Consider the following 12604-nt stretch of genomic DNA (forward strand, 5'->3'; position numbering starts at 1 on the left):
ACGCTGTGCAAGCCGTGCCGCGGCCCTGGCCTCAGTCCTCGTCCCCTTCCCCCAATAGCGCATCCGGCCCCATCTCGAACCGCCCGCGCCCCGCGGCCTTGGCACGATAGAGCAGCGTATCGGCCTGCCGCATCAGCTCCTGGTCCGGCATCGGCGCCCCCTGATAGAGCGCCACCCCGATACTCACGTCGACATCCGCGAACACGCCGTCGATAAAGAACCGCCGGCCAACCGAATGCACGATGGCCTGGGCGATGCGCCGCGCGTTGGCGGCAGCGCCGATATCCTCCAGCACCACGGCGAACTCGTCTCCGCCCAGGCGTGCCACGGTGTCGCGTTCGCGGACGCAGCGCAGCAGCCGCCGCCCGAAGGCCTGCAACAGCAGGTCGCCGGTGATATGGCCGTGGAAATCATTGACGGCCTTGAAGCGGTCCATGTCCAGGTAAAGCAGCGCCATCAGCCGGCCATCTTCACGGCTGCGCGCCATGGCCGCCTGCAACAGCGACTCGAAGGCGCCGCGATTGAGCAATTGGGTCAGGTGATCCAGCCGGGAGATGCGCGATAGCCGCATGGTCTCCAGCTTGCGCTGGGTCACGTCCTGCACATGCACGTGCACGCCCATCACCTGGCTGCGGTCGGCGCTCCATTCGGGGCGGAAATTGGTTTCCATGCAGCGGTACTCGGGATCGCTTTCCTCCACCTCGAACGTTACCGAGGTACCGGACAAGGCATTTTGCAGGAACGGCCGGACGCGCGCATAGCGGGTTTCGCCGATCACCTCGCGCACGGTCATGCCGCGCAGCGTTTGCACCGGAATGCCAAAGGTCCGCTCATAGGCCAGGTTGTTGAAGACATAGCGTTCGTCGGGCCCGACAAAGGCCAGCAGCGCGGGCAGGGTATCGGTGACCGCGCGCAGCTGGCGCTCGCTCAGGTCGAGCTGTTCGCGCCGCTCGCGCACGTCTTGCATCAACTGCCCGAAGGCGCGCGCGAGATCGCCGATCTCGTCGTTCTGCAGTGCCGGCAGCCGTTCGTAGGCGGCAAGGTCACGGGCGCTGTCGCGTACCACCTGGTGCAGGCGCGTGAGCGGCGCCAGCAGGTGCCGCAGGGTCAGCCAGATCAGTAGCGCCACCACCGCCAGCGCCAGCAAGGCCAGCCCGAGGAAGCGCGCCTGCATGGCATGCAGCGGGGCGAAGGCCTCGCGCGCGGGCAGCACCGCCACCAGCTCCCATCCCGTGCTCTCCATCAGGTAGCGGGAAATCAGCGGCCTGAAAGGCGAGAGAAACTCGATAGCGCTGCTGCGATCATAGACGCCACAGGTGTCGCCCAGCGCGCGTGCCGGTTGCGCTGTCATGCCCGGATCCGGGTGCCGCACGTAGACCGGCATGCGCCCGGCCGATACCAGGCAATAGAAGCCGGTGGTGCCAAGCCGGTTGTGCGTGATTTCCACCAGGAAGTTGGCGCTCGACAGGTCGAGCCAGCCCCCCAGCAGGCCGACGAATTCACCTTGCGGGGAGACGATCGGCACGGCCACCAGCACCCCGGTCGCGCCATTGATGCGGGCGCGGATGGGCGGCGTGATCACCGGCTCCAGGGTGCGCGCGGCCTCGCGGAAGTAGTCGCGGTCGCCGACGTTCACTGGCACGCCGTCGTGGGCCAGGATGCGGCCCTGGGCATCGGCCACCATGAACGAATTGAAGGTGCCCGGAACGGGAATCCGCCGCTCCAGCAGGCGGCGCAGCTCGTTGCCGGGGCGCCCGAGCTCCCCGGCGAGCTGCGGGGCCACGTGGGATAGCAGGGTGATGCGGTCTTCCATCGCGGTGTCGAGCTGGTTTGAGGCGAGCTTGACGATGGAGTCCTGCTGGTCCTGCAACGCGGCGCGCAGGTCGTCGTGCGCATAATAGAGCGAAGCCAGCACGATGCCGGTACCAAGTACGGCGGCGAACGCCGTGGAAATCAGCGCGAGACGCGCCTTCAGGGAAAGCGAAACTTGGGGCATGCGAGCCGGCGGTGTCGGGGAATGGCGCGTGCCTTCTGGCCGGCCGGCCCGCGTAGCTGCCGGAGTCGGGCTCCGGCAGGCTTGCGGGCCCGCCAACCCTACCACAAGCGCCTGCCCCGCGCGAGTCCGGATGGGCGCGCGGGGCGTGCCGCGCGAGTGCGTGTGGCGCCGCACGTTACTCCGGGATGCCGGGGGTGGGCGAGCCGTTGACGTCACGGTATAGTGGCTCGAAGCCCTGCGACGGCAGGGTGAGGCCGTCGAGGGCTCCCATCCGCTCCCCCTGTTCATGAAACTGCCCTCACTTTCGCCCGTCTTGCTATCCCTGCTGGTTGCCGCTACCGGCGCCCTGGCCACGGGCGGCGCCTGGTACGGCATGCGCACGCTGGAGGACCGGGTAGTGCGCGACGATTTCGATGCGTTGTTCTCGCCGGTCTTTACGGCCTTGCAACGGCGCCTGCAGGAGAACGAGCAATTGCTGCGCGGGACCGCGGGGCTGTTCGCCGCCGATCCCGTCGCCACGCGCGAGCAATGGCGCAACTACCTGTACACCACGCAACTGGACGAGCTGCCGCCCGGCACGCAATCGATCGGCTATGCGCGCCTGACCCCTCCCAGGGAGCTCGACTGGCTGGTCGAGACGATACGTCACCAGGGCCAGCCAGGCTTCGAGGTCTACCCGCTGGGCCCGCGCGACGTGTACGCGCCGGTTGTCTATGTCGAGCCCTTCGCCGGGCGCAACACGCGGGCGCTTGGCTTCGACATCCTCTCGGACCCCGTGCGCCGGGCCGCCGCCGAGGCTGCCCGCAACAGCGGCGAGGTGCGCCTGACCACCGGCGTGGAACTCGTGCACGAGAACGAAACGCAGACGCCGCAACGCGGCGCGGTGCTCTACCTGCCGGTGTACGGCAGCGGCTTGCCGCTGAACACGCCGGTCCAGCGCCAGCTGGCCGTGACCGGCTACGTCTATACGTCCTTGCGCCTGGAGGATTTGTTGCGCAGCGTCGGCTTGCCCGCCGCCGGCACCTTGTCGCTGACGCTCTATGACGGGCGCGACACCCGGCCCGGCGCGCTGCTGGCCGGCGACGCGGAGCCCGTGGCGGCGGCCGCGCCGGCGCCGGAGCAGCAGGCAGAGCGCGAATTGACATTCGGCGGCCGGATCTGGACCCTGCGTGCCGCCCCCCTGCCAGCCTTCGAGACGGCGCATCGCCCGCGGCGCTCCCGGCTGACGCTGGCGGGCGGCTTGGCGGCGACGCTGATGGCGGCGTGGCTGGTCCTGGTGCTGGCCCGGCAGCGGGACAGGGCGTGGCGGCTCGCGGCGCGGGCCCGCCAGGGCCGGCAGGCGGACGCCGCATTGCAGCGCGCGGGCCTGGCCAGTGCCACCGATGCCTTCCTGGTGTGCGATGCCGATGGCCAGGTCCAGATCGCCAGTGCCGCTGCCACGACATTGTTCGGCAAGGCGGCGGACCAGTTCGCCGGTACGCCCATTGCCACCTTGCTCCCTGACGCCGCCATGCTGCCCGCGCCGGACGGGCGGCGCGAGACCCGCGCCCGCAAGGCCGATGGCACGGTCTTTCCCGTGCGCGTAGCGGTGACGTCAGTGCCCGCCGCCGGTCCCGGCCGCGTGATGTGGGTGGTGACCGACCTGAGCGCCATCCGCCGCGCCGAACTGGCTGCCGCCGAGCAGGCCGAGCGCAGCGCACGCGTGCTTGACCACACGGCGCTTAGCGTCATTACCTTCGACCGCGACGGCCTGGTGACGGGCATCAACCGCGCCGCCCAGCGCATGCTGTGGTACCAGGCCGGCGAGGTGGCCGGGCACATGCGCTTTCTCGATCTTCTCGACCCCCGGGAGGTCGCGGTGCGCGCTGCCGCGCTGACGAACGAGCTGAGCGAGCCGGTCGCCGCAGGCTTGCCTGCCGTGGTCGGCAAGGCGCGCCTTGGGCTGGCCGATGAACAAGAGTGGACCTATGTCCGCAAGGGCGGCTCGCGCTTGCCGGTGCAGCTGACGCTGAGCGCCCTGCCCGAGGCGCGCGCCCCAGGCGCCTCGGACGATACGCCGGCGGCTGCCGTAGCCGGCGGCGCTGTCATCGCGGGGCTGAACGCCGGCGGTTATCTCGCTATCGCGCATGACCTGACGGAGCGCAAGCGTGCCGACGAATATATCCGGCACCTGGCGCATCACGACGCCCTCACGGGTTTGCCCAACCGTGCCCAGCTCCATGCACGCACGGAGCTGGTGCTGCAGCGCGCATTGCGCAAGGGGGAGCGCATCGCGCTCCTGCTGCTCGATCTCGACCAGTTCAAGCGCATCAACGAATCGCTCGGCCACCACATCGGCGACGAGGTCCTGCGCATCGTCGCCGACCGCCTCAAGGCCGCCGTGCGCCACGCCGACCTCGTCGCGCGCATGGGCGGCGACGAGTTCGTGGTGGTGCTCGACCCGGTGAGCCAGGACAGCGAGGCCGAGCTGGTCGCCGCCAAGATCCTGGCGCGCTTGTCGGAAGACCTGCAACTGGGCAACCAGCGGCTGCGTGTGACGCCTTCGATCGGCATGGTGATCTGTCCGGATGACGGCGACAACCTTGCAGACCTCCTCAAGAACGCCGATGCCGCCATGTACGCAGCCAAGCGTGGCGGTGGCGCGCAACTCAGCCGCTTCTCCAGCGAAATGGCGGAGGCGTCGATGGCGCGTTTCACCATCGAGGGGCTGCTGCGGCGCGCGCTGGCCGCGCAAGCCTTCAGGCTGCGCTACCAGCCCATCGTCGATGCCGCCAGCTTGCGCATCCTCGGCGTGGAGGCGCTGATTCATTGGGACACGCCCGAGCGCGGCGTGATCCCGCCGGCCGAGTTCATCCCCATCGCCGAAGAGAGCGGCCTGATCATGCCGCTGGGCGAATGGATCCTGGCCACGGCCTGCCGCGAGATCCAGCAGTTGCGCACCAGCCTCGGGCTGGACCTGGAGGTGGCGGTGAATATCTCGCCGCTGCAACTGCGGCAGGCCGGGTTTCCCGCCATGGTCACGCAATGCCTGGCGGCGGCCGGCCTGCCGGCCGCGAGCCTGACCATCGAGGTCACCGAGGGCATCCTGATCGAGGGTGGCAGCAAGACCATCGATACCTTCGAGCGCGTGCGCGCGCTCGGCGTGGGCTTGTCGATCGATGATTTCGGCACCGGCTATTCGGGCCTGAACTACCTCACGCGGCTGCCGATCGACAAGCTCAAGATCGACAAATCCTTTGTCGACGACGTGGCCCATGATGAACATCACCAGGCGGTGGCGTCCGCCATCATCACCCTCGGGCACCAGCTGAATCTGCAGGTGGTGGCCGAAGGCGTGGAGTCGCCGGCGCAGTTCGCCTTCCTGCGCGACCGGGGCTGCGACGCGGTACAGGGCTACCTGTTCTGGCAGCCGGTGCCGCTCGCCGGCCTGATGGAGATCTGCGCGGCGGGTGGGAAAGCGACGATGCACGCCAAGGTGCAAGCTGTGCCGACAGGCCACTGACCCCAAAATCCGCCAATACCCTTATCGGGATTCTTTGCCCGGCTGCCACACGCCTGGCATCCGGTTTCCCTATGCTGCCCGCTGTTACCAAAGCGCAGAGGGTTGTTCATGCAAGCAGGTGAGTCCGTGCCGGAGCGCGCGTTCCTGGCGATCGAAGGGGTAGGCAAGCGTTTCGGCGGGGCAGGCGGTTTCCAGGCACTGGATGGTGTTTCGCTGTCGGTGCCGCAAGGCGAGCTGTTGTGCCTGCTCGGCCCGTCGGGTTGCGGCAAGACCACTTTGCTGCGGATCGTCGCCGGGCTGGAGCGTGAAGACGGTGGGCGCATCCACGCCGGCGGGCGGGAGCTGACCGGCTTGCCGCCGCAAGCGCGCGACTACGGCATCCTGTTCCAGTCCTATGCGCTGTTTCCCAACCTGTCCGTGGCGCAGAACGTAGCCTACGGCCTGCAGGGCCGCGGCATGGGGCGCGCGCATCGCGAGGCACGCGTCGGTGAAATGCTGGCGCTGGTGGGGCTGGCCGGCAGCGAGCGCAAGTTTCCCGGGCAGCTCTCCGGCGGCCAGCAGCAGCGCGTGGCGCTGGCGCGCGCGCTGGCGCCGGCGCCCTCGCTGCTGCTGCTCGATGAGCCGATGTCGGCGCTCGACGCACGCGTGCGCGAGCACCTGCGGCTGGAACTGCGCCAGTTGCAGCGCCGCCTGAACATCACCACCGTGATGGTCACGCACGACCAGGAAGAAGCCATGGCGATGGCGGACCGCATCGCCGTGATGGAGGGCGGGCGCATCGCCCAGGTCGGCACGCCCGGCGAAATCTACGAGCGCCCGGCGTCGCCTTTCGTCGCTGAATTTATCGGGCAGGCCAACTGGCTGGCGGGACGGCTCAGCGGGCGCGACACCTTCAGCGTGGGCGAGCTTGAGCTGGCGGTTTCTCCGGCCCGCGCCGGCGAGGTCGCCGATGGCGCCGTTCGCCTGTGCTGCCGGCCGGAAGCGGTCCGGCTGCACCCTGCCGACGGCGAGCCTAACCGCTTGCTGGCGCGCATCGTTGACCAGACCTACCTGGGCAGCCGTTACCGCCTGATGCTGGAGGCCGATCGCCTGCCGGGCATCACGCTGTTCGCCGACGTACTGCGCGAGGAACGCCACCTGCTGCCGGCGCAGGGCAGCCACAAGTTCTGGGTGTCGCTGCCGAGCCAGGCGCTGCAGGTGTTCGCATGACGCGCGCGTTGCCCGTGGCCGCCGCCAAAGCGAACGATGCTGCCACCATCGCCAGCCGCGCGCGCGGCGCCGGCAGCCTGGCGGACCGCATCGCCCACGGCGCGCCCGCCGCGATGAAATGGCTCTGGCTGGCAGCGCTGGCCGTGGCGCTGGCGCTTCCGCTGCTGGCGCTGTTCGGACAAGCCTGGTTCGACGAGGCCGGGCACTGGGCCCTTCCCGCGCGCATGGCGGAGCTTGCAGCCAATCCCAATTTCGTACCGCTGCTGGGGCGCAGTCTCGCCGTCTCCCTGACCGTGGCCGCTCTGGTGGTGCCGCTGGCCTTCGGCTTTGCCTATGCGCTGCAGCGTTCGCGTATCGCCTTCAAGCCGCTGTGGCGCGGCATCGCACTGCTGCCGTTGTTTGCGCCCTCGCTGCTGCCGGGCATCGCGCTGGTCTACCTGTTCGGCAACCAGGGCATTTTCAAAGGCGCGTTTGGCGCGGGCGGCATCTATGGCTTCTGGGGCATCGTGCTGGGCGAGGCCTTCTACACCTTTCCGCACGCGCTGATGGTGCTGATCGCGGCGCTCTCGCTGGCAGACGCGCGCCTGTACGAGGCCGCGCGCGCGATGGGCGCTTCGCCGTGGCGGACGTTCCTGACGGTGACGCTGCCAGGGGCCCGCCACGGGCTGTTTGGCGCGGCCTGCCTGGTACTGACGCTGGTAGTGACGGATTTTGGTGTGCCCAAGGTGGTGGGCGGCGGCTACCCGGTGCTGGCGCTGGAAGCCTACAAGGCGGTAGTAGGCCAGCAGCAGTTCGCGCGCGGCGCGCTGATCGGCATGCTGCTGCTGTTGCCGGCCTTGCTGACCTTCGGTGTGGATATCGCCATGCAGCGCCGCCAGCGCGCGCAGATGTCGAGCCGCGCGCAGGTCTATGTGCCTGGCCGTGACCCGCTGCGCGACGCCTGCTGCACGCTCGTGGTGATCGTGACCGGGGCGCTCCTGCTGACTGTGCTGGCCGCGGCGGTGGGCGCTTCGCTGGTCAAGCTGTGGCCGTACAACCTGCAGCTGACGCTGGCGCACTACGACTTCGACAATATGGACGGCGGCGGCTGGCTGGCCTACCGCAACAGCCTGCGCCTGGCCGCGCTCACCGCGCTGGCGGGCACGCTGGCGATTTTCTTCGGCGCCTGGCTGACCGAACGCACGCGCGGGCCGGCCTGGCTGCATGGCGTGCTGCGGGCAGGCTTTGTGCTGCCGATGGCGGTGCCCGGCCTGGTCCTCGGGCTGGGCTATGTGTTCTTCTTCAACGCGCCGTCCAATCCGCTGCACACGCTGTACGGCACCATGACGCTGCTGGTGATCTGCAACGTGGCGCACTTCTACACCACGGGCCATCTCACTGCCGCCGCCGCGCTGCGCCAGCTCGATGCGGAGTTCGAAGCCGCGGCACTCTCGCTCGGCGTGGCGCCGCTGGTCACCTGCTGGCGCGTGACGGTGCCGATTTGCCTGCCGGCACTGATCGATATCTTCCGCTACCTCTTTGTCTCGGCGATGACCACGGTGTCCGCCGTGGTCTTCCTCTACAGCCCGGATACCGTGCTGGCCGCCATTTCTGTGCTGAACATGGACGATGCCGGCGACACCGCGCCGGCGGCGGCCATGTCCACGCTGATCCTGCTGACCTCCGCGCTGGCCTGCCTGCTGCTGATGGGCGCCGCGCGCGGCTGGCTGCGGCGCACCCAAGCCTGGCGCGCGCCGCAAGGCTGAGACCTGCCAACCCTGTTTGCCCGACACCAAGACACGCATCCCAAGGAGAAACCATGCCTCACCTGTTCCGCACCGCCACCGCTGTGGCCGCCTTCTCGCTGCTGGCCGGCGCCGCCCATGCCAGCACCGTGCTGACGGTCTACACGGCGCTCGAAGCCGACCAGATTGCCGCCTACAAGGCTGCCTTCGAAAAAGCCAATCCCGAGATCGAGATCAAGTGGGTGCGCGATTCCACCGGCATCGTGACCGCCAAGCTGCTGGCCGAGAAGGCCGCGCCGCGCGCCGATGCGGTGTGGGGCCTGGCGGGCTCCAGCCTCGCCATCCTCGACAAGGAAGGCATGCTGCAGCCCTACGCGCCCAAGAACCTGGCCGCGGTGGATGCGCAATACCGCAGCGCCGCCAACCCGCCGGCATGGGTCGGCATGGACGTATGGGGCGCGGCGATCTGCTTCAACACGATCGAGGCACAGAAGCAGGGCTTGCCCAAGCCCACGTCGTGGGCCGACCTGACCAAGCCGGTATACGCGGGCAAGATCGTCATGCCGCACCCGGCGTCGTCGGGCACCGGCTACCTGGATGTCAGCGCCTGGCTGCAGATGATGGGCGAGCAGAAGGGCTGGTCCTACATGGACGCCCTGCACAAGAACATCGGCCTGTATACGCACTCCGGCTCCAAGCCCTGCAAGATGGCCGCCCAGGGCGAGTTCCCGATCGGCATCGCGTTTGAATACCGCGCCATGAAGTCCAAGAAGGAAGGCGCGCCGATCGATATCGTGCTGCCCGCCGAAGGACTGGGCTGGGACATCGAGGCCACCGCGATCATCAAGGGCACCAGGAACCTGGACGCCGCGCGCAAGCTCGCCGACTTCTCCGCCTCGTCCGAGGCCATGGCGCTGTACGAGAAGAATTTCGCGGTCCTGGCCATTCCGGGCATCGCCAAACCGGATCCGCTGCTGCCGGCCGACTACGAGAAGCGCCTGATCAAGAACGACTTCAACTGGGCCAGCGCCAATCGCGATCGCATCCTCGCCGAATGGAGCAAGCGCTACGAAGGCAAGGCAGAGAAGAAGTAAGCCAGCAAGAGCGGTCAGTCAGCAGGCCCGGTGCGGCCGGTGCAACCGCGCGCCGGCCTCGCCGGGCCGTCTTCATTGACGCGAAGCATGTTGCCTCACGCAGAAACGGGTACGTTATGCATCGCATGCAGCATTGCGGCGAAGCGATCCTGCATGGGGCGATTTTGCGGGGGGGACGTGTACGGGGGAAACGCGATCGGAGAAGCCAGTACGGGCTCGCGCCGACACCGGGCTGTGGCGGCGCCAGGGGGGCGGCCAATATCGTTGGCCGGCCTCCGGGGCAATCAGCTGTGGGAGATTTCCGAAGGATTGTTGCGGGAGTGCAGCCGGCGGTGGAGATCGTCGACGTGGGCGCGGCTGCTTTGCAGCTCTTCCCGGCCACGCTCCGTGATCAGGTAGACGCGGCCAATGCCGTCGCGCAGGACGCTCTCGAGATAGCCTTCCATCTGCAAGGCACGCAGCAAGGGGCGGACGGTGCCGATGTCGACCTGGAAGCCGTACTCCATCAGCATCTCGGCCAGCATGGCCACGGTGGCCGGCACCTCGACGGCAAATTGGAGGACGTAGATGCGGGCTAGCAAGCCAAGGAACTGTCGTTTCATGACGCTGCAAACGCGGCATCTCCCGTTGCGGTTGACGTTGATTTATAGTTGTGAACCGTGCGCCGCAAAAAAAGAAGCCGCCACGTGAGTGGCGGCTTGTCGGGAATGCGTCGGAGGGGTCAATTAACTCTGGCGCAGATCAGATTTTAAAATAACTAAATACGACTTGTCACGTACCACATGTGGGCGTCCCCTCATCAGTAGGGTATGAACGTTGCAATCTTACATGTGAGAGCCTTGTGCGGCACTTTTTTTGCCTGTTTCCAGTGCCTTGCCGTGGCGCCTGTTTCAGGCAGGGAGATGTCCGAAACCAGCTTGCGGCCACTTCGGCTGCGGGGTTTAATCCGTGCACACCATCCTCGATGCCCTCACATGAAACCCGCAGACCTGATTCGCCTGCTTAGCCTTGCCGCCATCTGGGGCGCCAGTTTCCTGTTCCTGCGGATCGGGGCGCCGGTGCTCGGCCCGCTGACCGCGGCCTTCCTGCGTGTACTGATCGGCGCAATCACCCTTGCGGTCTGCCTGGCCCTTATGCGCGTGCGCTGGGATATGCGGGGCAAGTTGCGGCAGGTCATGGCGCTGGGCGTGATCAACTCCGGCATCCCCTTCGTCATGTACTCGTTCGCGGCACTCTGGCTGCCGGCGGGCTACTCGGCAGTGTTCAATGCGATGACGCCGCTGATGGGTGTCCTGATCGGCGCACTGTGCTTTGGCGAACGCCTGACGCTACCCAAGGCCGGCGGGGTCGTCCTCGGTGTGGCCGGCGTCGCGGTGCTGACCCGCACCGGTCCGGTGGCGTTTTCGCCGCAGGTGATGCTCGGCGCCGCCGCCTGCCTGGTGGCTACCGCCTGCTATGGCCTGGCCGGCTTCCTTGCGCGGCGCTGGATCACCGCGCAAGGCGGGCTGGACAGCCGCCTGGTGGCGACTGGCAGCATGTTTGGCGCGAGCCTGTTCCTGCTGCCGTTCTGCGCGATCGCGCTGGCGCGCGAAAACACGTTGCCGGCTGCCGGGCCGGGTGTATGGCTGGCGATGCTCGGAGTGGGGATGCTTTGCACGGCCATCGCCTACATCCTGTACTACCGCCTGATCGCCGACCTCGGACCGGTACGCTCGCTGACGGTCACCTTCCTGATCCCGCCGTTCGGCATCGTCTGGGGCGCCATTTTCCTTGGCGAGCAGTTGTCATGGGCGCATGTGGCGGGCGGGGCGCTGATCGGGCTGGCCGTCTGGCTGGTGCTGCGGCCCACCGCCCCGGTCGCGGCCGGGGGCACGGCAGTGCCGGGGCCGGGCCGGTCCTGAGGACTGCGGGCCGTGCCATAAGGCCGCCGGCTAGCGGAAGCGGTAGGTCACCGCGCCCATGCCGGTCCATTGCTGACGCCGCTCGGTGATAGGGCTGCTGGCCGCATCGCCCTGCAACCGTGCAAATGTCACCGAGCCCAGCGCGGACCAGTTGCGCGAGATTTCATAGCTGACGATGCCATTCGCATGCCATTCGCGCAGGCCAGCCCCCACGGCATGCGTGGGCAAGCCGGAGCGTGCGCTCTGGTCCGCCGTGACACCGAAGAAAGTCTGCATGTACTTGCTGTTGGTCCACGTCAGTCCCGGCCCCAAAGTGAATAGCCACTTACCCGCGGGCAGGCTGAACAGTATGTCGCCGTTTGCGATCAGGCCTTGTCCCTGGCCAGCGATATCCTGCGCGACATCCGCCGAGAAGGTCACGAACGACACCTGTGCCTGCGCAAATGCCCGCGCCCGCACGGTCATGTTGACGTCGCCCAGGCCGTTCAGCCGGCTGTCGTCCTTGCTCTTGCGCCAGGTCGGGTCGAGCTGGAAATCCGCGCCAACCTGCCAGATGTCGTTGTTGACGGCGTAGATCCCTAGGAAATCGAAACCGCGCGAGAAGAAGCGGCCTTTGTAGTCGATGTCCTGGTAGATGATCGGGTAGATGAGCGAGTCGCGGGCACCGGGGAATTTCGGTGCGACGTAGATGCCGGGGCCGGCGGAGATTTTCCAGTTGCTGGTGGTGGTAGCGGTGGAAGCCGGTACGTCGGGCATTTCGGGCGCGGCCCATGCGGCTGTGGTGCCCAGGTAAAGGGCGAGAGCCAGGAGGGCGTGGCGGGGCGCCGGGTAGGTGGGCATGGGGGGCGCGGGGTAGCGGTTTGTGGGCCGCGCTGCGCGCGGGGGGCAGGGGGATTTTAGCTGGATGTGGTGGGGGTGGCGTGGCGGGGGGATCGTGTTGGTTTTTTGCTGGGGTATTGGGACTTGGGACTGCCTTAACTTCAACTTCAAAGGCTTAAAGTCAAAGCAGTTTCACCACCCCTGCGGGGCGGCGACCTACTTTCTTGTCTTGCCAAGAAAGTAGGCAAAGAAGGCGCGCCGGATGGGGCGACCCCCTCCTCGTCGGCAGACAAAAAGAGCGGCCGGGGGCCAAACTCGCATCGCCTTAAGGCGATACTCAAACATGGCCCCCTCTTTTC

The 12604-nt window shown here is 67.7% G+C and carries 8 protein-coding genes; 5 read left to right on the top strand and 3 right to left on the bottom strand.

Annotation, left to right across the window (positions count from 1 at the left end; genetic code table 11):
- Nucleotides 1-31: 31 nt before the first annotated feature.
- A complete protein-coding gene (locus AC1DT6_RS03555; RefSeq protein ID WP_441637494.1) occupies nucleotides 32-1996 on the bottom strand; it encodes a sensor domain-containing diguanylate cyclase in 1965 nt (654 codons plus the stop codon).
- 286 nt (nucleotides 1997-2282) lie between these two features.
- Between AC1DT6_RS03555 and AC1DT6_RS03560 the strand changes: the two genes are divergently transcribed.
- The 4 genes from AC1DT6_RS03560 to AC1DT6_RS03575 all read left to right on the top strand — a co-directional run bounded on the left by AC1DT6_RS03560 (nucleotide 2283) and on the right by AC1DT6_RS03575 (nucleotide 9525).
- Nucleotides 2283-5498, top strand: coding sequence for a bifunctional diguanylate cyclase/phosphodiesterase (locus AC1DT6_RS03560; protein WP_477111968.1), 3216 nt, complete (start codon nucleotides 2283-2285; stop codon nucleotides 5496-5498).
- A 108-nt stretch (nucleotides 5499-5606) separates the two neighbouring features.
- Nucleotides 5607-6707, top strand: coding sequence for a putative 2-aminoethylphosphonate ABC transporter ATP-binding protein (locus AC1DT6_RS03565; protein WP_441637130.1), 1101 nt, complete (start codon nucleotides 5607-5609; stop codon nucleotides 6705-6707).
- Nucleotides 6704-8452, top strand: coding sequence for a putative 2-aminoethylphosphonate ABC transporter permease subunit (locus AC1DT6_RS03570; protein ID WP_441637128.1), 1749 nt, complete (start codon nucleotides 6704-6706; stop codon nucleotides 8450-8452). The genes AC1DT6_RS03565 and AC1DT6_RS03570 overlap by 4 nt, the downstream gene beginning before the upstream one ends.
- A gap of 53 nt (nucleotides 8453-8505) precedes the next feature.
- Nucleotides 8506-9525 (top strand): putative 2-aminoethylphosphonate ABC transporter substrate-binding protein, encoded by a 1020-nt coding sequence (locus AC1DT6_RS03575; RefSeq protein ID WP_441637126.1) that lies wholly within the window; start codon nucleotides 8506-8508, stop codon nucleotides 9523-9525.
- 284 nt (nucleotides 9526-9809) lie between these two features.
- On the opposite strand, the gene AC1DT6_RS03580 is transcribed toward AC1DT6_RS03575, so the two are convergent.
- Nucleotides 9810-10127: a PadR family transcriptional regulator gene (locus AC1DT6_RS03580; RefSeq protein WP_035858983.1), complete on the bottom strand. Its 318-nt coding sequence runs from the start codon at nucleotides 10125-10127 to the stop codon at nucleotides 9810-9812.
- A 372-nt stretch (nucleotides 10128-10499) separates the two neighbouring features.
- Between AC1DT6_RS03580 and AC1DT6_RS03585 the strand changes: the two genes are divergently transcribed.
- A complete protein-coding gene (locus tag AC1DT6_RS03585; RefSeq protein ID WP_051647945.1) occupies nucleotides 10500-11426 on the top strand; it encodes a DMT family transporter in 927 nt (308 codons plus the stop codon).
- Between the two features lie 30 nt (nucleotides 11427-11456).
- On the opposite strand, the gene AC1DT6_RS03590 is transcribed toward AC1DT6_RS03585, so the two are convergent.
- The gene (locus AC1DT6_RS03590) at nucleotides 11457-12266 is read right to left on the bottom strand and encodes a MipA/OmpV family protein (protein WP_441637123.1); all 810 of its coding nucleotides are present in this window, start codon (nucleotides 12264-12266) and stop codon (nucleotides 11457-11459) included.
- Nucleotides 12267-12604 lie beyond the last annotated feature (338 nt).

It is taken from the genome of Cupriavidus sp. 01L45, from assembly GCF_056399885.1.

Excerpts from the sequence above, each read along its gene's own strand:
- AC1DT6_RS03555 (WP_441637494.1), bottom strand. The coding sequence starts at position 1,996 with ATGCCCCAAGTTTCGCTTTCCCTGAAGGCGCGTCTCGCGCTGATTTCC.
- AC1DT6_RS03560 (WP_477111968.1), top strand. The coding sequence starts at position 2,283 with ATGAAACTGCCCTCACTTTCGCCCGTCTTGCTATCCCTGCTGGTTGCC.
- AC1DT6_RS03565 (WP_441637130.1), top strand. The coding sequence starts at position 5,607 with ATGCAAGCAGGTGAGTCCGTGCCGGAGCGCGCGTTCCTGGCGATCGAA.
- AC1DT6_RS03570 (WP_441637128.1), top strand. The coding sequence starts at position 6,704 with ATGACGCGCGCGTTGCCCGTGGCCGCCGCCAAAGCGAACGATGCTGCC.
- AC1DT6_RS03575 (WP_441637126.1), top strand. The coding sequence starts at position 8,506 with ATGCCTCACCTGTTCCGCACCGCCACCGCTGTGGCCGCCTTCTCGCTG.
- AC1DT6_RS03580 (WP_035858983.1), bottom strand. The coding sequence starts at position 10,127 with ATGAAACGACAGTTCCTTGGCTTGCTAGCCCGCATCTACGTCCTCCAA.
- AC1DT6_RS03585 (WP_051647945.1), top strand. The coding sequence starts at position 10,500 with ATGAAACCCGCAGACCTGATTCGCCTGCTTAGCCTTGCCGCCATCTGG.
- AC1DT6_RS03590 (WP_441637123.1), bottom strand. The coding sequence starts at position 12,266 with ATGCCCACCTACCCGGCGCCCCGCCACGCCCTCCTGGCTCTCGCCCTT.